The following is an 18,025-nucleotide window of genomic DNA, read 5'->3' as shown; positions in this document are numbered from 1 at the left end:
TACAAGACGTGCTTTACGTTTCCGTAGAGGCGGGCAGCCAGGCCTCGGTGAAATCGAACCAGCCTCGGGCGTTGAGACGAATGCCGTTCACACCCGGCGGCGCGCTGATTTTGTACTGATAGTTAAACAGCGGCGTCAGTACTGCCGTATCCATCAAATGATGGAAAACGTTTTGCAGGGCTGCATGGCGCGATTCAGGGTTTTTCTGCGTCTGAACCGCGTCAAGCGTGGCCTGAAGGTGGGAATACTGTGCCGGGCTGAGCGTATGTGGCCACAGCGGATCGCAGCGCAGCCATTGTTCGAGCGTGTATTCAGGCGTGTCGCCAATCAGCCTGTCGCCCATCACCAAATCCGCCTGCGATAAATTCGGGCAGCCATCCCAGGTTTTGGCATCATGGAAAATAACCGTCAGCTTACAGCCTCGTTTCTCCAGCGCCTGACGAAGCTGTTCGGCCATGGTGTGAAGTTCAACAGGCAAATGGTAGATGAGCGTCAATGTTGCCGGGAAGGTGACAGACTCGGAGTCTTCTGCCAACGGAATTTCCCAACCGGGTAGCAGTTCATGGCTTGGCGTAATCAGGTTTTCATCCAGGGGCAGCGTCTGCATTAGCGATGTCCGGTGAATGAGGGTAATCAGTTTTTGCGCTTGTGGCGTGGTAAGCGCCGCGCTTTTTCGCAGCGTCAGGTAGCAAAAACCGAGACTAATACTGTCGCTCACCAGCCGTAATTTTCTCAGGTCGTCCGCTTCACCAATCGCCAGCTGCACCGGGTGACGACAGCTGGTGCCCAAATCCTGCTCAAACAGCTGCGGTGTAATCCAGTATTCGATGGTCTGCAACAGCGAGTGCGTCAGATGGTAGCGGTTATGGCTTTCTAGTCTTACCAATTCAGGTTCGAAAATTTTCAGCTGGAACGGACCGGTGCCGATGGCTGGGTTATCCGGATGCGCCAGCACGCTGCAATAGCTGGCCAGACGATGCGCGAGCCAGAAGTCTGGCTTGATCAGCGTGAAGGTCAGGCACTGCGCGTGAGTGATTTCGATGCGCTGCACACTGGCGAACAGCGTCCGCAGAGCAGGCTGCGCCAGTAACATTTCCAGGCGCCGATGCAGCTGCGTGGTATCAACCGGATCGCCATTGTGCCAGTGCAACGTTGAACGGATGTAAAAGTGCCAGCGTAAACCGTCGGCCGACACTTCCCAGTGATGGGCCAGGTCGCCGAGCGGCTCGGCGGTATTTTGATGAAAGCGAGTCAGGCCGGAAAAAACCTGTCCTGCCAGATGTTGTTCCGCACGACCAGGCAGAAAACCAGGGTGCAGCGGTTCGAGCGGGCGATAGTAGGGAATACGTAGCGTCGGAGTATTGTTCTGCCACTGGCCACCGAGAAACGGATGTAGCAGGGCGCGCAACTCCGGGGCCGCAAGCTGTGCCAGTTCCAGCGCATTCTGCTGTTGGCCGAGCGTAAGCGCTTGCTCCATCATCTCATTACGCAGCGTCTCGGGTGTGACGTGAAACGTCAGCGTGCCGCGCTTTCCACGGCCTGACTGGGACTGCCAGCTAAGCCAGCCAGAATCCTGCGCCTGACGCAAAAGCGTACGCACATGTCGCTCGCTGCAAAAACAACGTTCCGCCAGTTCGGCGACGGTAATTTGCTGCGGCGCGCCGGAAGAGGGCTGCCACAATCTTTGAAACTGGTTAAGTCTGTTGAGTTGACGCATCGTCGCTCACCTGGAAAACCCGGAACAATAAAATTTAATCATTCACTATTCCTTCCGTATATCTCAGGCGATACTTTCGCACAAGAGACTTTCATCACACCTCCGGGGAAGAATATGGCAAGACTGGCTGCATTTGATATGGACGGGACGTTGTTGATGCCCGACCATCGTCTGGGTGAACAAACGTTGAGTACGCTGAAACGCCTGCACGAGCGGGAAATTACGCTGACGTTTGCCACCGGTCGCCATGTCCTCGAAATGCGCCATCTGATTGGTAACTTCTCCCTCGACGCCTTCTTGATAACCGGAAACGGTACGCGCATTCATTCTCTGGAAGGGGAAGTGTTACACCGTAGCGATCTCGATCCCGAAGTAGCAGACCTCGTTCTGCACAGCCACTGGGATACGCAGGCCAGCATGCATGTGTTTAACGACAGCGGTTGGCTGACGGACAAAGATATTCCGGACATGCTACAGGCGCACGTTTATAGCGGGTTCCGTTATCAGCTCTGCGATTTCAAACGTCTGCCAGCCCATGATGTCACCAAGATCTGTTTCTGCGGCGATCATGACGATCTCAGCCGTTTACGGATTCAGCTCAATGAGGCGTTGGGTGCCCGCGCGCATCTGACGTTTTCAGCGTTCGAATGTCTGGAAGTGCTGCCCGTCGGCAGCAATAAAGGCGCAGCGCTGTCGACGCTCAGCACTCATCTCGGCATGACGATGGCAGACTGCATGGCCTTTGGTGACGCGATGAACGACAGCGAAATGCTGGGGCAGGTGGGTAAAGGCCTGATTATGGGCAACGCCATGCCGCAGCTGAAAGCGGCGTTACCGCACTTACCGGTTATCGGCCACTGCCAGAATCAGGCGGTGTCCCACTTTTTGACTCATTGGCTGGATACACCACATCTCCCTTATTCCCCCGAATGACGAGACCCTTCCGGCGAGCCAGGCTTCGTATGATGCCTGGCTTTTTTCTTTTCTGCGGTCGTTAATTACTGTCCGATAAGCTCCGACAGCGCAATCTGCGACGGGGCAAGTTCGCCAATATTTGCGGCCACCCATTGCGGGTTATAGTAGGTTTCGAGATAGCGTTCGCCGCTGTCACACAGCAGGGTCACAATCGAGCCAGTCTGACCCGCGCTGCGCATCTGCGCGGCAAGCTGTAACGCGCCCCACATATTGGTGCCCGTTGAAGCCCCCACTTTGCGGCCCAGTTGCGTTTCCAGCCAATGCGCGGTGACGACGCTTGCTGCATCCTGCACGCGTAGCATGTTATCGACCACGTCAGGAATAAACGACGGCTCGACGCGCGGGCGGCCAATCCCTTCAATTTTGCTGCCAACCGGGCTGCGCAATGTTGCATCGCGCTGCTGCCAGTAGTCCATAAATACCGAGTTCTGCGGGTCAACCACCGTTAGCTGCGTGTCGTAACCCTGGCAGCGAATATAGCGCCCGATGGTAGCCGATGTGCCGCCGGTGCCTGCACTCATCACGATATGGGCTGGAACCGGGTTAGGTTCATGCTGCATCTGGCGGAAAATGCTGTCGGCGATGTTATTATTGCCGCGCCAGTCGGTGGCGCGCTCGGCGTAGGTGAACTGATCCATATAATGACCATTCAGCTCGCGGGCCAGCTTTTCAGAGGCTTCGTAGATTTCGCAGGCGCTTTGCACAAAGTGGCAGCGACCACCGTAAAATTCGATTTGTTCAATTTTGCGTTTCGCAGTGCACGACGGCATCACGGCGATAAACGGCAGGCCGAGCAGGCGCGCAAAATAGGCTTCGGAAACCGCCGTCGATCCTGACGACGCTTCGATGATCGTGGTGCCTTCTTTGATCCAGCCGTTGCACAAACCATATAAAAAAAGTGAGCGCGCCAGGCGGTGCTTTAGACTGCCGGTCGGGTGCGTGCTTTCATCTTTCAGGTAGAGCTGAATGCCGGGGAAGGCGGGCAGCGTCAGGCGAATCAGGTGCGTGTCCGCAGAGCGCTGATAGTCGGCGTTAATCTCACTGATGGCGTGTTTTACCCAGGTGCTGTTCATCATTACGTCCTGTTTGTCATTTTGTGCCCAGCTTAACGGAAAGCACGGAAAAAATTGTTGCTATATAGCCTTTGAAATACAATTAAGAGAGAATATTTTTCTCCATGGGGCGCTAATGATAGATAAAATTGACCGTAAGCTGCTGGCGCTGCTGCAGGAGGATTGTACCCTCTCTTTGCAGGCGCTCGCCGATGCCGTTAATCTGACCACCACGCCCTGCTGGAAACGCCTGAAACGCCTCGAAGACGAAGGCGTTTTGCGTGCACGAGTGGCGCTGCTGGATGCAGAAAAATTAGGGCTCGGACTCACGGCGTTCGTGCTGATAAAAACCCAGCATCACAGCAGTGAATGGTATAGCCGCTTTGTGTCACAGGTGACGCAAATGCCCGAAGTGCTTGGCTTCTGGCGCATGGCGGGCGAGTACGACTATCTCTTGCGGGTACAGGTAGCGGACATGAAACGCTACGACGACTTTTACAAACGACTGGTTAACAGCGTGCCGGGCTTATCTGACGTGACATCAAGCTTTGCGATGGAACAGATTAAGTACACTACCGCGCTGCCAGTTGAATAAGCTCTGGGTAATTCTGCGTGCGATTATTTGCTCAACTCAGCTGGTATTTCCGTCGGGAATGGCGCCGCTATCTTGGCGCGGTCCTGCTGCTTATCATTATTGCCATTCTGCAACTGATCCCGCCGAAGGTGGTGGGCATCGTGGTAGATGGCGTGACGCAACAACACTACACCACCACGCACATTATGATGTGGGTAGCGACGCTGGCGCTGATTGCGGTGGTGGTATATCTGCTGCGCTACGTCTGGCGCGTGCTGCTGTTCGGCGCGTCCTATCAGCTCGCCGTTGAACTGCGTGAAGATTATTATCGCCAGCTCAGCCGTCAGCATCCTGAATTTTACCTGCGTCACCGCACCGGGGATTTGATTGCCCGCGCGACCAACGACGTCGACCGCGTGGTGTTTGCTGCTGGTGAAGGCGTGCTCACGCTGGTGGATTCGCTGGTAATGGGCTGCGCAGTGCTGATCGTCATGTCGACTCAAATTAGCTGGGAACTGACGTTGCTGGCGCTGGTGCCGATGCCTGTCATGGCGCTGGCTATCAAGCGTAACGGCGACACGCTGCATAACCGCTTCAAGCTGGCGCAGGCGGCGTTCTCCGGTCTGAATGACCGCACGCAGGAAAGCCTGACCAGCATCCGCATGATCAAAGCCTTTGGTCTGGAAGACCGTCAGTCGGCGCAGTTTGCGGCCGATGCGGCAGATACTGGTGCGAAAAACATGCGTGTGGCTCGGGTGGATGCGCGTTTCGATCCGACGATTTACATCGCAATCGGTATGGCGAACTTGCTGGCGATTTCCGGCGGCAGCTGGATGGTGGTGCACGGCACTCTGACGCTCGGCCAGCTGACCAGCTTCATGATGTATCTCGGGCTGATGATTTGGCCAATGCTGGCGCTGGCGTGGATGTTTAATATTGTCGAGCGCGGCAGTGCCGCTTACACCCGAATCCGCGCCATGCTCTCCGAAGCGCCGGTGGTGGACGACGGTACGCAAATACTGACGCCCGATCGCGGCACGCTGGCGGTGAATATCCGCGAGTTCTGCTATCCGCAAACCGAAAAGCCGACGCTGCATAATGTGCAGTTCAACCTGCAGCCTGGTCAGATGCTGGGGATCTGCGGCCCAACCGGTGCCGGAAAATCGACGGTGTTGTCGCTTATACAGCGTCATTTTGACGTCACTGAGGGCGACATTCGTTTCCAGGATTTGCCTCTGACGGCACTGCAGCTCGACAGCTGGCGTAGCCGACTGGCGGTGGTCAATCAGACCCCGTTCCTGTTCTCCGATACCGTGGGCAGCAATATTGCGCTCGGCAAACCGGGGGCGACGCAGGAAGAAATTGAGCATGTGGCGCGGCTTGCCAGCGTGCATGAAGACATTTTACGTTTGCCGCAGGGCTATGAAACGGAAGTGGGCGAGCGCGGCGTGATGCTGTCCGGTGGGCAGAAGCAGCGTATTTCTATCGCCCGCGCGCTGTTGCTGGATGCTGAAATTCTGATCCTCGACGATGCGCTGTCTGCGGTCGATGGGCGCACAGAGCATCAAATCCTGCATAACCTGCGACAGTGGGGCGAAGGGCGGACGGTGATTATCAGTGCGCATCGCCTGTCGGCCTTGACCGAAGCCAGTGAGATTATCGTCATGCAGCATGGACATATTGCCCAGCGCGGCGAACATGAGCAGCTGGCGATTCAGTCCGGTTGGTACCGCGATATGTATCGTTATCAACAGCTGGAGGCGGCGCTCAACGACGTGCCGGAAGGGCAGCGTGAGGAGGAAGCCGATGCGTAGTTTCGGACAACTTTGGCCAACGCTCAAACGCCTGCTGGCCTACGGGTCGCCGTGGCGCAAGCCGTTAGGCATCGGGATGGTGATGATGTGGATTGCCGCCATCGCGGAAGTCACCGGCCCGCTGCTGATAAGTTATTTCATCGATAATATGGTGGCGAAAAGCTATCTGCCGTGGGGCATTGTTATCGGTCTTGCCGCATCGTACGTAGGTCTGCAGCTGTTGGCGGCATCCTTGCACTATGCGCAGTCGCTGTTGTTTAACCGTGCCGCTGTCGGCGTGGTACAACAATTACGGACCGACGTGATGGACGCCGCGCTGCGCCAGCCGCTCAGCGAGTTTGACGTGCAGCCGGTCGGGCAGCTGATTTCACGTGTGACCAATGACACCGAAGTGATTCGCGATCTTTACGTCACCGTGGTTTCTACGGTGCTACGCAGCGCAGCACTGATCAGCGCGATGCTAGTGGCGATGTTCAGCCTCGACTGGCGCATGGCACTGGTGGCGATCGCCATCTTCCCGGCGGTTATCGTGGTGATGCTGATTTACCAGCGCTACAGCACGCCAATTGTGCGTCGCGTCCGCGCCTATCTGGCGGACATCAACGACGGTTTCAACGAAGTCATCAACGGCATGAGCGTTATTCAGCAGTTCCGCCAGCAGGCGCGTTTTGGCGAACGGATGGGGGAAGCGAGCCGCTCGCACTACATGGCCCGCATGCAGACTCTGCGTCTGGATGGCTTTCTGCTGCGTCCGCTGCTGAGTCTGTTCTCCTCACTGATCCTCTGCGGCCTGCTGATGCTGTTTGGACTGAGCAGCACCGGCACGATTGAAGTCGGCGTGCTGTATGCGTTTATCAGCTACCTCGGGCGTTTAAATGAGCCGTTAATTGAACTCACCACTCAGCAGTCGATGCTGCAGCAGGCGGTGGTGGCGGGCGAGCGCGTGTTTGAACTGATGGACAAACCGCGTCAGAACTACGGCGCAGATGAAGCACCGCTGCAAAGCGGGTCGATCGACGTTGACGATGTCTCTTTCGCCTACCGTGGCGATCGTCTGGTGCTGCAGGACATCAACATTAACGTGCCGACGCGCAGCTTTGTGGCGCTGGTCGGGCATACCGGCAGCGGTAAAAGTACGCTCGCCAGCTTGCTGATGGGCTACTATCCGCTGAGCAAAGGCGAAATTCGCCTCGATGGACGCCCGCTATCGTCGCTGAGCCACGGCGTCATTCGTCAGGGCGTGGCGATGGTGCAGCAGGACCCGGTGGTGCTGGCCGAATCGTTCTTTGCCAACGTCACGCTGGGCCGTGATATCAGCGAGGAACAGGTTTGGCAGGCGTTGGAAACGGTACAGCTCGCAGAACTGGCACGCACCCTGAGCGACGGGATTTACACCCGACTCGGTGAGCAGGGCAATAATCTGTCGGTCGGACAGAAACAGCTGCTGGCGTTGGCCCGCGTGCTGGTGGATACCCCGCAAATTTTGATCCTCGATGAAGCCACCGCAAATATCGATTCCGGCACCGAGCAGGCGATCCAACAGGCGCTGGCGCTGGTACGACAGCGTACGACGCTGGTGGTGATCGCCCACCGTCTTTCAACCATCGTTGAGGCCGATACCATCATGGTGCTCCACCGTGGACAGGCGGTGGAGCGGGGCACGCATCAGCAACTTCTTGAAGCCAAAGGGCGTTACTGGCAGATGTATCAACTGCAACTTGCCGGGGAAGAACTGGCGGCCAGTATCGAAGAAGAAACGCTTATCGCCTGATGCACCACGATTAAGCAATTTACTCACACCAGCGCGCGCTGGTGCAAAAACAAAACTCACCTTGCACCGCAATGGTGCGTTTTGTTTTTCCTTCCTGCTTCTCATTTCCGTTAAGTCGAACAGCACTGCTCTACGCAGCCACAGAAAAGGCCAGAATCTTCTGGATGATCTCCGGTTTTAATTTCTGGCACGCCGATTGCTTTACCTCATAGGTGTTAGCTGCCGCCATTACCGAATTCTGACTGGAGGGGATCTATGAAGCTGGTTACCGTGGTGATTAAACCATTCAAACTCGAAGACGTTCGCGAAGCGCTGTCTTCCATTGGTATTCAGGGGCTGACCGTGACCGAAGTGAAAGGCTTCGGGCGTCAGAAAGGCCATGCCGAGCTTTACCGCGGTGCCGAATATAGCGTCAATTTTCTGCCGAAGGTGAAAATCGACGTGGCGATCGCCGACGATCAGCTCGATGAGGTGATCGACGTGATCAGTAAAGCGGCATACACCGGCAAGATTGGCGACGGCAAGATCTTCGTCGCCGAGTTGCAACGCGTCATTCGTATTCGTACTGGCGAAGCCGACGAAGCGGCTCTGTAACGCCTGGCACACAGTGATAGGGATCGAGAAAATGAACAAAACTCTACTGAAAATTGCCCCAGCTGTACTGGCACTGTTGCCGGGCCTGGCTCTGGCGGCGCCTGCGGTCGCCGATAAAGCTGACAACGCCTTTATGATGATCAGCACCGCGCTGGTGCTGTTTATGAGTATCCCCGGGATTGCGCTGTTTTACGGCGGCCTGATCCGTGGCAAAAACGTGCTTTCCATGCTGACGCAGGTCACCGTCACCTTCGCACTGGTTTGCGTGCTGTGGGTGGTTTACGGCTATACCCTGGCGTTCGGCACCGGCGGCAACTTCTTCGGCAGCTTCGACTGGGTGCTGCTGAAAGGCATCGAACTGAAAGCGCTGATGGGCACCTTCTATCAGTACATCCACGTGGCCTTCCAGGGTTCATTCGCCTGTATCACCGTCGGCCTGATTGTTGGCTCGCTGGCGGAGCGTATTCGCTTCTCCGCAGTGCTGATTTTCGTGGTGGTGTGGATGACCTTCTCCTACGTACCGATTGCGCATATGGTCTGGGGCGGCGGTTTGCTGGCCACGCATGGCGCGCTGGACTTCGCGGGCGGTACTGTTGTTCACATCAACGCCGCAGTTGCGGGCCTGGTGGGCGCATACCTGATTGGCAAACGCGTGGGCTTTGGCAAAGAAGCGTTCAAACCGCATAACCTGCCAATGGTCTTCACCGGCACGGCTATCCTGTACGTGGGCTGGTTCGGCTTTAACGCCGGTTCCGCAAGCTCCGCCAACGAAATTGCGGCACTCGCTTTCCTGAACACCGTAGTGGCGACTGCGGCTGCGATTCTGGCCTGGGTCTTCGGTGAGTGGGCGGTACGCGGTAAGCCTTCTCTGCTGGGCGCATGTTCTGGTGCAATCGCCGGTCTGGTGGCGGTCACTCCTGCCTGTGGTTACATCGGCGTGGGTGGTTCCCTGATTGTCGGTATCGCGGCGGGCCTGGCCGGTCTGTGGGGCGTCACTGCTCTGAAACGCTGGCTGCGTGTGGATGACCCATGCGATGTGTTCGGTGTACACGGCGTATGCGGGATTGTAGGTTGTATCCTGACCGGCATCTTCGCATCGACTTCACTGGGTGGCGTCGGCTATGCGGAAGGCGTGACCATGGGCCATCAGGTTCTGGTACAGCTGGAAAGTATCGGTCTGACGATTGTCTGGTCTGGCGTGGTGGCTTTCATCGGTTACAAACTGGCTGACCTGACTGTGGGACTGCGTGTTCCGGAAGAACAGGAACGCGAAGGTCTGGACGTCAACAGCCACGGCGAGAATGCGTATAACGCATAATTGCCAGCGTCCGACAGATTGAGTTATCTCCAGAGCGCAAGAAGCCTCCCATTGGGAGGCTTCTTTGCATTACGGCAAAGGGTTAATTGCGGTTACGTATTACGCCTTCCTGCACCGTAGAGGCAACCAGGGTGCCATCCTGAGTATAGAACTCGCCACGCACAAAACCGCGCGCGCTCGACGCAGAGGTGCTCTCCACGCTGTACAGCAGCCATTCGTTCATATTGAACGGGCGATGGAACCACATGGAATGGTCAATCGTTGCGACCTGCATCCCTTTTTCGAGGAAGCCCACGCCGTGCGGCTGAAGGGCAACCGGCAGGAAGTTAAAATCAGATGCATAGCCCAGCAGATATTGATGCACGCGGAAATCATCGGCCACCGTGCCGTTGGCGCGGATCCATACCTGGCGTTTTGGCTCAGCCGCGTGGCCCTTCATCGGGTTATGGAACTCGACCGGACGGATCTCCAGTGGTTTATCACACAGAAACTTCTCCTTCACCTGTGGGGGCAGAAGATGCGCCAGCTGGCGGGCAATATCGGTTTCGGATGACAGCGAATCAGGGGCAGGGGCCAGCGGCATCTGCTTTTGATGTTCGTAGCCCGATTCCGGCGCCTGGAAAGAGGCGGTCATATAGAAAATCGGCTTGCCGTTCTGGATAGCTGCCACGCGGCGGGCGCTGAAACTATTGCCATCGCGCAGTACCTCAACGTCATACACAATCGGTTTTTGGCTGTCACCTGGGCGTAAAAAGTAGCTGTGGAACGAATGCACCAGACGGTCGACAGGCACGGTTTCTTTAGCGGCATACAACGCCTGACCGACGACCTGGCCGCCAAATACCTGGCGTAAGCCCAGATCCTCACTTTGACCGCGGAACAATCCCTCTTCAATTTTTTCCAGATTTAACAGGGTTAGCAGATTAGAGAGAGCCTGACTCATAAATGTCCTCAAAGGTAAAAAGACCGCGTGCTGCGCGGGAATAGCCACAGTATAACGCAGTTTTCGAAGTGGTCCGATGGGTGCAATTATCTGAATAACGGCGCGATTACAGGCAAATATCTGAGATCTGTGCCACACTTACTGCGTCACAAATGTTTTAACCACTCACTCTTGCAGGATTTAATCCTGTGAGTGCATGGATGATAAGGAGAACATAATGAAACTCGTGCACATGTTAAGTGGTTTAGCGGTTGCGGTTGCACTGTCTGCCTGTGCTCAAAAAAGTGCGGATATCAAGACACCGGCACCAAGCCCGAACCCCTCTGAGGCTACACAACCTGCCATTCAGCAACCTAACGTTTCTGGTACCGCCTGGATCCGCCAGAAAGTGGCCCTGCCACCGGATGCGGTGCTGACGGTAACGCTGTCGGATGCTTCTCTGGCAGATGCGCCGTCGAAAGTGCTTTCTCAGAAAGTCACGCGTACGGAAGGGAAACAGGCACCGTTCAGCTTCGTGCTGCCGTATAACCCGGCAGATATTCAGCCAAACGCGCGGATCCTGTTGAGTGCGGCAGTGACCATCAACGATAAACTGGTGTTCATTACCGATACGGTGCAGCCGGTTATCAATGACGGTGGCACCAAAGCTGACCTGACACTGGTGCCTGTGCAGCAAACTCCAGTGCCGGTGGCGACTGATGGTGGTGCGGCAACAACCGTACCGTCGACTTCACCGACTCAAGTGAACCCGTCGTCCGCCGTACCTGCCCCGACGCAAATCCCATAACGTCGGCTTCCCTCCTCCTCGCGGGGGAGGGATCAGTAATTCCAGCGATACTTCTGCATATCAATTTTGCCGCTACCCGATACCTGAACGCCTTCCGATAGCAGCGCCTGGCGCTGACGCTGGAGATCTGGCCCGGTCAGGGAAATATTGCCATGGCGATTCACCACCCGATGCCATGGCAGGGTTGATCCTTCCGGTAAACGGCGCAGAACGCCACCCACCTGACGCGCCGCGCGAGGCGAACCCGCCAGCCGCGCGACGTCTCCGTAGGTCGTGACAGCACCTTCCGGGATGGCTGCAACGATTTGCCACACCCGGTGCGGAAATGAATCAATGGGTTCCATAGCGCTTTCCAGTTGGGAAAAGCACAGGATAAGCGACGCACTTCAGCTTGTGAAGGTGGAGATCACTCGGGCTGCTGGAAGGTAAACTCCAGGGCCAGGCCAATTACCTGCGAGGTACTCGGCGCAAACTCATCGGGTTTGACCACCTGATTTTCGAGGAATTTCAGCTTTCTGGAGGCGGTGTTGATAATCAGCTTACCGCGCAATTCCGGGAGTACCTGGGTGCTGATGGGATAGGTTACGCGCCCGGAAACCGCCACGGGTATCCTGCGCAGCGGCACGTGGCCGACCACGCCAAGCGAGGCGAACAGCACTGCCACCGGGGTGACAAACAGCAAAGCGTTAGGGCTGACGCTGATAAAATCCAGCACCACGCTGGGGCGTAAATAGTTGAGGCCCTGATGGGCAAGAGTCACTTCGTCGATAGCGGGCATTGGCAGCGTGAGTGTCAAAGGCAGTGATTTGATCATTGTCGACCCCTAAAAAAGAAGAAAGACGGATGTCCGATGGCATTAAAACAGTCTGGACACTCTCCCAGGTTTTGCTGAGAGCAAGTTCGCAATATGGAAATCTTGTTCCCGCAGGACCCCAGTAAAGGTACAGTCGCACAATAAACCATCATCCAGACCGCGGTGGGTTGCAATTGCCGGGCCGCGCAGGGATAATGCGTCAGCGCGTTAGGAATAACGCTCTCAATGGGGGCTCTGTTGGTTCTCCCGCAACGCTACTCTGTTCACCAGGTCAGATCCGGAAGGAAGCAGCCAGGGCAGACGACGTGTGTGCCGGGATGTAGCTGGCAGGGCCCCCACCCATTTCTGGGTAACTCACTGATTTCCCCCCCCTTTTTTTATTTTTTTTCATTCCTTCAGGTCATGCCTCTGTTCGCCGATGTTGGCTATGTACCTTATGCAATACCAGGATAAACAACAGCTCTGACGCGAGAACGAAATAAAGCATATTATTGCTTGTTGCGTGCTGCTCTTTATATGACGGGTCGTTGCATCTATCAGAGCTTTCTTGGGGTTTGTGCAAAATGAAAGCGTCTTTATTTAATTTTAAATTTAATGCTGTTTCTTTCGTTTCATTAATTTAATAGGGGTGTAATACCATAGTCTTCGCTCTATAATTATTCTGCAATTTTTATTTGGTAGTTCTAATTTTGAAGTTAAAGAGGAATGGAATATGGTGATTTGCCCACCAAAACGTCCCGGTGATGCAATTGACACTTTAATCAACGCCCTTACGCCTTTAGGCGAAACAATACATATTGTTGCACGAAAAAGAATTGCCTGGGGGACGCGTGACAAATCTTATATTTATCTGGTCATACAAGGCGAAGTCTCAGTATTAAGGATATCTGATGGACTCCTTTTGGGGACGACGAATGAGCCCCATGTCCTTGGTTTTACTGAAATGTTTTGCCCTATCCGCAGTAACCTTATTCGAGCCGAGACGGCGTGTACACTCATTCGCGTAGATGCATCGCTTGTGATCCCTGAGATTGAACGACTCAGTTTATGGCGTGCGGTCGCAGAGTTATCAACCTACCACACCACTTTCATGTTGTATCGCGATATGCAGATTGTGAATCAACGCACGCCGCCCGTGGTTCATCAGTATCTTCAAGAGCTGGATAAGCTTCCGACAGAGAGGAAATATCAAGTTAACATTCTTAGCTATATTCAGGAGCGTACCGGCTTATCACGCAGTAGTATTCTAAATGTTGTTTCCTCGTTAAAAAGGAACAAGTATATCGATTATGAGCGCGGTGGGTACAAACTGAAGATAAATAATCTGCCTGACTAATCAGACTCGCCTCTTGGTTATTATTTTAGAGGCGATAATAAACTACGGGACTATTTTTTGTTGTCTGCAGTTTATGCTATATTGCGCAAGATGCACGGGGCGTTGCGCAATAAAGTCTGAGAAGTGAAAGCGACAGCGAGACGCCCTCTCAATGTGACCCGTGCATTTCTCGAATCTTAAACATTTATCTGCTCTCCTGCTGTTGCCGTCACAGGAATGAAATATTACTGTCACTTAACTGTCATATATTAGGCCGATAATAAATTTGGGTGATAATGTATCTCGAACATAAGTAAAATATATCTGTGGATCGGCCTGTCATCTTCGTGTATTAATCATGTTAATTTATTGCACGGGAAGTTTGATCATGACCACTGCAGTTTTGAATGTTAAAATTGAAAACGATTTAAAAGAGCAATTACGTCATTATGCGGAAGTCCATAACGAGACCTTGAGCGCAGCAACTCAACGTCTTCTGCAGCTGGCGCTAGAAACGGCATCAGAGGTGGGAGTATCCGAAGGTGAGGTAGACAGTCAGCATACCGAAGAAGAGTCATCCTCTCTTACTCCTAAAGAAATCAAAGCGATACGCAAAATTCTGAAGAAGAGAAAATGAAACAACAACTTTCAACAGCCGCTAACTACGGAGAAGCCTGTGAAATGCTCCGCTCAGGGTATGTTAAGCATGTGCGCCTGAACTGGAATGTCGGCAGCGATGAGTTCTTTCGCATTGCATCCGACTGGTGCGACACCGGTGCAAAAATTAAAAAAGACGGTGACAGCTTTATTATCTCAGTTAAAGGCTTCCCGATCCCACGCCAGCATTAATAAAAACATCAACTTCATGTCATATTACTGAAACCTGAAAACAGGATCCTGTTCGGCGATAAGAAACACACAAATCATCTCATGAGTCATGGACGAATTATTTTGACGCGCTAATAGCTGCTATTAGCGCGTCGCTATTTTAGTAGATTATTTTTCTTGCTCGTAAATTATTCTGCTGACCGTTCAGAGAATTCCAGACCGGTTGCAAGGTTTTGAAGGCGATTTGTAGCGTTTCGTCGTCCAGCGTAAACGGCAACCGTAGCCAGCGGTCGAATGCGCCAGCCAGTCCAAATCGCGTCCCCGTGCACAAATGAATCCCCACACTTTCGGCCCGCGCTGCAAACAACGTCGAGAGCATATCCGGTAATTCCACCCAGAATGACAGTCCGCCTTCCGGCTGTGTATAGCGCCATTGAGGGAAATATTCCGCCATTAACATGCTGCACATATCCCGACGGGCGGCGAGCATTTTTCGTCTTTGCGGCAGCAGGTGGTCGGCATTTTCCAGCAGCCAGTCGGTGGCAAGCTGTTCCAGCAACGGCGAGCCTAAATCCAGCGTATCGCGCGCCTGTACCAGCGAAGAAAGCGTGCGCGATGAGGCGCGGATCCACCCGAGTCGCAAACCGCCCCAAAAACTTTTGCCTGTTGAACCCAGCGTTATCACCGGCGCATCTGGGTTGAATGCAGCCAGCGGCGGTGGTGGTGGGGCGTTGTACCAGAGATCGACCATTGTTTCATCAATCACCAGCGTGGTGCGGGTGCGCGCTGAAAGATCGGCGATGCGCTGGCGAGTCGGGCCGTCCATACAACGTCCGGTCGGGTTATGAAAGTCAGGCATCAGATACGCCAGACGCGGTGACGTTTGCGCGAATGTGGCGGTGAGACCGTCTACGTCCCAGCCTTCTGCGGGCAGTGACACACCAACCGGGCGGCAGGACGCACCCTGGATCGCCGCAATCGCCAGCGGATACGTTGGGTTATCCACCACCACCCGATCGCCAGGGCCAGTCAACAGCCGCAGAATCAAGGCCAGCCCGCTCACCGCTCCGTTCACAATCATGATTTCGTCAGCGCGCGTCAGCAAACCACGGGCGCAATAGTGTTGCGCAACGGTTTCACGCAGTGCCGGTAAACCCTGTTGATCGTAACCGGTACTGGCTAAATGCTGTGGCAAAAGAGACAGCGCGTGATGATAAGCCTGATGAATTTCTGGCCCGGCGTTGAGTGCGGCAATGGATAAGTCCAGCGCCTGCACGGTGTTCATTCTGGTCGGAACCTGGGGCTGCTGCGCCGGTAGAATCACCCGGGAACCGCTGCCATGACGGCTGACTATGTAGCCTTCATCACGCAGCTGGGCCAGCGCGCTGGCAACCGTGGTGCGACTTACGCCGAGCGCGGTCGAAAGCTCGCGTTCGCCAGGCAAACGGCTGTCCAGCGCCAGGCGACCATCGAGAATTAACAGCCGCAGCGCCTCGGCCAGCTGACGCCAGAGTGGAGTGCGGGATGGGGTTTCCTGCCAATGACCCAGCAGGCTTACCAACGACTGACTACCGGAACGACGAAGAGACATAGCAGTCCACTTTTATAAAACTGGTCATTAATAATCAGTCCATTTTTAACGATGATGCGTTTTTCAGCAACTAATAATGAGGTCGTTATGCTGCGTCGTTTACTGCAACTGTACGTCGGGTTATGCCTGTATGGTATTTCCACCGGGATGTTTGTGCAGGCCAATTTGGGCGCTGATCCCTGGGATGTGTTTCATCTTGGGGTCGGGAAAGTCTTTTCACTGGATATCGGCACGGTAATGATCCTCACCGGGGCATTGGTATTGCTGCTGTGGATCCCAATCCGCCAGCGTCCGGGACTCGGGACTATCAGCAATGTGATTGTGCTCGGCCTGGCAGCGAATGCCACGATTGTCGTGATCCCCACGCCGGAATCACTGTGGCTACAAAGTGGGATGATGGTCATCGCGGTGATATTGAATGCGCTGGCGACCGGAATGTACATCGGTGCCGGTTTTGGCCCCGGGCCGCGCGATGGACTGATGACGGGGATCCACGCTCGCACCGGCTGGTCGATTCGAGGGATCCGCACCACGATTGAAGTCACGGTGCTGGTTATCGGCTATTTTCTCGGGGGCAGCGTGGGGATCGGCACGCTGGTTTATGCGCTGGCGATTGGCCCGTTGATCCAGGTCTGTTTACCGTGGTTCCGCACGGAATCCATCGCACGTCCGGTGCTAAAAAAAGAAAAAGTCCTGAGCTAATTTACGAAGCGCTCACAGTCATCGGCGGGATTATCCGTTACACTGACGGCATTGCTTCCCGGATGCCACAACGATGAAAACTACCACCCTTTACGATGTCGCCCGTGTGGCGGGCGTTTCCTACCAGACCGTTTCCCGCGTGATAAATCAGGCGGCGAACGTCTCGGCGCGCACGCGTGAAAACGTCGAGCGCGCAATGGCTGAACTCAACTATGTTCCCAACCGTGGCGCGCAGCTTCTGGCGGGTAAACGCCAGCCGACGTTGGGGCTTATCAGCGCCGATCTGGCGTTGCATGCGCCGTCACAAATCGCGTCAGCGGTGAAACAGCGTGCGGATGATCAAGGCTACGCGGTGCTGATTTCGATGGTCACGGACAATGCGGAAACCTGCTGCCGGGAGGCGGTGCAGGAACTGCTGGCACAGCGCGTAGATGGCCTGATGATCAACGTTCCGCTGGAAGATGACGTTGCGCAGCGGCTACGGGAGCTGGCCGCGCCGCTGCCGGTGCTATTTCTTGATGTCAGTGAACAAGCAGCGGTGAACAGCCTCGTGTTCAGCCCTTCGCAGGGGGCGCAGCTTGGCGTGACGCATCTTCTTGAACAGGGGCATTCACGTATCGCGCTACTGGCAGGGCCTGCAACATCCGTCTCGGCGCGGGCGCGCCTGGCGGGCTGGCAGCAGTCGCTTGCAGCGGCCGGGCTGACGCCATGCGCGGTAGCCAGAGGAGACTGGAGCGCGCAGTCGGGGTATGAAAAAGCTCACGGTTTATTGGCGAATGCGACTAAACCTGACGCGGTACTGGTGGCGAACGATCAGATGGCGCTCGGCGTGCTGCGGGCCTGTGCTGAAAAGGGCATTGCGGTGCCGGGGCAGCTGTCGGTCGTCGGCTATGATGACACCACCGACAGCGCATGGTTTACGCCGCCATTGACCACCATTCGTCAGGCGTTTCGCGAAGCGGGCGAGCAGGGCGTTGACTGGCTAACGGGCGAACGCGAGGCAGGCGTTATCAGCCAGACCCGGCTGCCGGTGACGCTGGTGGTGCGTGGATCAACCGCGCCTGCTCAGCAGGAACCGCCGGAAGATCTGGCCCATCGTTTACACCAACTGGCGGCGCTGGCGAATAAATTGGGCCTGCCATAATCGCTTTGTGATCGTGCTCGCTTCTTGTCGACAGGATCCTTTACCCTTTTTTCCGATCGGTGCATTCTGATTGAAATTGTGAGCGC

Annotated in this window: 18 protein-coding genes and 1 other RNA gene; 13 read left to right on the top strand and 6 right to left on the bottom strand. The window is 55.2% G+C overall.

Annotated elements, in window-relative coordinates; translation table 11 throughout:
* Window positions 1-13 precede the first annotated feature (13 nt).
* Entirely contained in the window at window positions 14-1,717 is a 1,704-nt protein-coding gene (locus MUU51_RS21185) for an SgrR family transcriptional regulator (protein ID WP_159772669.1), read from the bottom strand.
* 114 nt (window positions 1,718-1,831) lie between these two features.
* Between MUU51_RS21185 and cof the strand changes: the two genes are divergently transcribed.
* Complete coding sequence (cof, locus tag MUU51_RS21180) at window positions 1,832-2,650, top strand: HMP-PP phosphatase (RefSeq protein WP_258968546.1); 819 nt, start codon at window positions 1,832-1,834, stop codon at window positions 2,648-2,650.
* Window positions 2,651-2,715: 65 nt separating this feature from the next.
* Here cof and MUU51_RS21175 read toward each other — a convergent pair whose 3' ends face one another.
* Window positions 2,716-3,768, bottom strand: coding sequence for a PLP-dependent cysteine synthase family protein (locus tag MUU51_RS21175; protein ID WP_235033649.1), 1,053 nt, complete (start codon window positions 3,766-3,768; stop codon window positions 2,716-2,718).
* 112 nt (window positions 3,769-3,880) lie between these two features.
* Here MUU51_RS21175 and MUU51_RS21170 point away from each other — a divergent pair, with 112 nt between their 5' ends.
* The 5 genes from MUU51_RS21170 to amtB all read left to right on the top strand — a co-directional run bounded on the left by MUU51_RS21170 (window position 3,881) and on the right by amtB (window position 9,815).
* Entirely contained in the window at window positions 3,881-4,339 is a 459-nt protein-coding gene (locus MUU51_RS21170) for an Lrp/AsnC family transcriptional regulator (protein ID WP_168927202.1), read from the top strand.
* A 17-nt stretch (window positions 4,340-4,356) separates the two neighbouring features.
* On the top strand, window positions 4,357-6,132 hold the full coding sequence (locus MUU51_RS21165) for a SmdA family multidrug ABC transporter permease/ATP-binding protein (RefSeq protein WP_258968545.1): 1,776 nt from the start codon (window positions 4,357-4,359) through the stop codon (window positions 6,130-6,132).
* Window positions 6,125-7,903, top strand: coding sequence for a SmdB family multidrug efflux ABC transporter permease/ATP-binding protein (locus MUU51_RS21160; RefSeq protein ID WP_258968544.1), 1,779 nt, complete (start codon window positions 6,125-6,127; stop codon window positions 7,901-7,903). Before MUU51_RS21165 ends, MUU51_RS21160 begins: the two co-directional genes overlap by 8 nt.
* A gap of 255 nt (window positions 7,904-8,158) precedes the next feature.
* On the top strand, window positions 8,159-8,497 hold the full coding sequence (glnK, locus tag MUU51_RS21155; RefSeq protein ID WP_002891893.1) for a P-II family nitrogen regulator: 339 nt from the start codon (window positions 8,159-8,161) through the stop codon (window positions 8,495-8,497).
* A gap of 31 nt (window positions 8,498-8,528) precedes the next feature.
* The gene (amtB, locus tag MUU51_RS21150) at window positions 8,529-9,815 is read left to right on the top strand and encodes an ammonium transporter AmtB (protein WP_159772684.1); all 1,287 of its coding nucleotides are present in this window, start codon (window positions 8,529-8,531) and stop codon (window positions 9,813-9,815) included.
* A gap of 82 nt (window positions 9,816-9,897) precedes the next feature.
* Here amtB and tesB read toward each other — a convergent pair whose 3' ends face one another.
* Window positions 9,898-10,758, bottom strand: a complete 861-nt coding sequence (gene tesB, locus MUU51_RS21145; RefSeq protein ID WP_258968543.1) for an acyl-CoA thioesterase II — start codon at window positions 10,756-10,758, stop codon at window positions 9,898-9,900.
* Window positions 10,759-10,975: 217 nt separating this feature from the next.
* Between tesB and MUU51_RS21140 the strand changes: the two genes are divergently transcribed.
* Complete coding sequence (locus MUU51_RS21140) at window positions 10,976-11,545, top strand: YbaY family lipoprotein (protein WP_159772690.1); 570 nt, start codon at window positions 10,976-10,978, stop codon at window positions 11,543-11,545.
* A gap of 32 nt (window positions 11,546-11,577) precedes the next feature.
* On the opposite strand, the gene MUU51_RS21135 is transcribed toward MUU51_RS21140, so the two are convergent.
* Together MUU51_RS21135 and MUU51_RS21130 are read right to left on the bottom strand one after the other, a co-directional pair.
* Window positions 11,578-11,889, bottom strand: a complete 312-nt coding sequence (locus tag MUU51_RS21135) for an MGMT family protein (RefSeq protein ID WP_159772693.1) — start codon at window positions 11,887-11,889, stop codon at window positions 11,578-11,580.
* A 62-nt stretch (window positions 11,890-11,951) separates the two neighbouring features.
* The gene (locus MUU51_RS21130; protein ID WP_159772696.1) at window positions 11,952-12,359 is read right to left on the bottom strand and encodes a dTDP-glucose pyrophosphorylase; all 408 of its coding nucleotides are present in this window, start codon (window positions 12,357-12,359) and stop codon (window positions 11,952-11,954) included.
* Between the two features lie 235 nt (window positions 12,360-12,594).
* Between MUU51_RS21130 and ffs the strand changes: the two genes are divergently transcribed.
* The 4 genes from ffs (at window position 12,595) to MUU51_RS21110 (ending at window position 14,523) form a co-directional block, all read left to right on the top strand.
* An RNA gene (ffs, locus tag MUU51_RS21125) (signal recognition particle sRNA small type) lies at window positions 12,595-12,691 on the top strand.
* Window positions 12,692-13,071: 380 nt separating this feature from the next.
* On the top strand, window positions 13,072-13,695 hold the full coding sequence (locus MUU51_RS21120) for a helix-turn-helix domain-containing protein (RefSeq protein ID WP_159772699.1): 624 nt from the start codon (window positions 13,072-13,074) through the stop codon (window positions 13,693-13,695).
* Window positions 13,696-14,062: 367 nt separating this feature from the next.
* On the top strand, window positions 14,063-14,311 hold the full coding sequence (locus MUU51_RS21115; RefSeq protein ID WP_159772702.1) for a hypothetical protein: 249 nt from the start codon (window positions 14,063-14,065) through the stop codon (window positions 14,309-14,311).
* The gene (locus MUU51_RS21110) at window positions 14,308-14,523 is read left to right on the top strand and encodes a hypothetical protein (RefSeq protein WP_125355527.1); all 216 of its coding nucleotides are present in this window, start codon (window positions 14,308-14,310) and stop codon (window positions 14,521-14,523) included. Before MUU51_RS21115 ends, MUU51_RS21110 begins: the two co-directional genes overlap by 4 nt.
* A gap of 139 nt (window positions 14,524-14,662) precedes the next feature.
* On the opposite strand, the gene yczR is transcribed toward MUU51_RS21110, so the two are convergent.
* Window positions 14,663-16,093: a MocR-like transcription factor YczR gene (yczR, locus tag MUU51_RS21105; protein WP_258968542.1), complete on the bottom strand. Its 1,431-nt coding sequence runs from the start codon at window positions 16,091-16,093 to the stop codon at window positions 14,663-14,665.
* Window positions 16,094-16,180: 87 nt separating this feature from the next.
* Here yczR and yczE point away from each other — a divergent pair, with 87 nt between their 5' ends.
* Both yczE and MUU51_RS21095 read left to right on the top strand, forming a co-directional pair.
* Window positions 16,181-16,795 (top strand): membrane protein YczE, encoded by a 615-nt coding sequence (yczE, locus tag MUU51_RS21100; protein ID WP_258968541.1) that lies wholly within the window; start codon window positions 16,181-16,183, stop codon window positions 16,793-16,795.
* Between the two features lie 73 nt (window positions 16,796-16,868).
* Window positions 16,869-17,939, top strand: a complete 1,071-nt coding sequence (locus MUU51_RS21095; protein ID WP_258968540.1) for a LacI family DNA-binding transcriptional regulator — start codon at window positions 16,869-16,871, stop codon at window positions 17,937-17,939.
* Window positions 17,940-18,025: the final 86 nt, after the last annotated feature.

Origin of the sequence: Scandinavium manionii, assembly GCF_024764775.1 — a bacterium.
Lineage (GTDB): Bacteria > Pseudomonadota > Gammaproteobacteria > Enterobacterales > Enterobacteriaceae > Scandinavium > Scandinavium manionii.
This window is presented reverse-complemented; position numbering and strand designations above follow the sequence as displayed.

Excerpts from the sequence above, each read along its gene's own strand:
- MUU51_RS21140 (WP_159772690.1), top strand. The coding sequence starts at position 10,976 with ATGAAACTCGTGCACATGTTAAGTGGTTTAGCGGTTGCGGTTGCACTG.
- MUU51_RS21170 (WP_168927202.1), top strand. The coding sequence starts at position 3,881 with ATGATAGATAAAATTGACCGTAAGCTGCTGGCGCTGCTGCAGGAGGAT.
- MUU51_RS21160 (WP_258968544.1), top strand. The coding sequence starts at position 6,125 with ATGCGTAGTTTCGGACAACTTTGGCCAACGCTCAAACGCCTGCTGGCC.
- MUU51_RS21120 (WP_159772699.1), top strand. The coding sequence starts at position 13,072 with ATGGTGATTTGCCCACCAAAACGTCCCGGTGATGCAATTGACACTTTA.
- tesB (WP_258968543.1), bottom strand. The coding sequence starts at position 10,758 with ATGAGTCAGGCTCTCTCTAATCTGCTAACCCTGTTAAATCTGGAAAAA.
- MUU51_RS21130 (WP_159772696.1), bottom strand. The coding sequence starts at position 12,359 with ATGATCAAATCACTGCCTTTGACACTCACGCTGCCAATGCCCGCTATC.
- MUU51_RS21135 (WP_159772693.1), bottom strand. The coding sequence starts at position 11,889 with ATGGAACCCATTGATTCATTTCCGCACCGGGTGTGGCAAATCGTTGCA.
- MUU51_RS21095 (WP_258968540.1), top strand. The coding sequence starts at position 16,869 with ATGAAAACTACCACCCTTTACGATGTCGCCCGTGTGGCGGGCGTTTCC.
- cof (WP_258968546.1), top strand. The coding sequence starts at position 1,832 with ATGGCAAGACTGGCTGCATTTGATATGGACGGGACGTTGTTGATGCCC.
- amtB (WP_159772684.1), top strand. The coding sequence starts at position 8,529 with ATGAACAAAACTCTACTGAAAATTGCCCCAGCTGTACTGGCACTGTTG.
- glnK (WP_002891893.1), top strand. The coding sequence starts at position 8,159 with ATGAAGCTGGTTACCGTGGTGATTAAACCATTCAAACTCGAAGACGTT.
- MUU51_RS21175 (WP_235033649.1), bottom strand. The coding sequence starts at position 3,768 with ATGATGAACAGCACCTGGGTAAAACACGCCATCAGTGAGATTAACGCC.
- MUU51_RS21185 (WP_159772669.1), bottom strand. The coding sequence starts at position 1,717 with ATGCGTCAACTCAACAGACTTAACCAGTTTCAAAGATTGTGGCAGCCC.
- yczR (WP_258968542.1), bottom strand. The coding sequence starts at position 16,093 with ATGTCTCTTCGTCGTTCCGGTAGTCAGTCGTTGGTAAGCCTGCTGGGT.
- MUU51_RS21115 (WP_159772702.1), top strand. The coding sequence starts at position 14,063 with ATGACCACTGCAGTTTTGAATGTTAAAATTGAAAACGATTTAAAAGAG.
- yczE (WP_258968541.1), top strand. The coding sequence starts at position 16,181 with ATGCTGCGTCGTTTACTGCAACTGTACGTCGGGTTATGCCTGTATGGT.
- MUU51_RS21110 (WP_125355527.1), top strand. The coding sequence starts at position 14,308 with ATGAAACAACAACTTTCAACAGCCGCTAACTACGGAGAAGCCTGTGAA.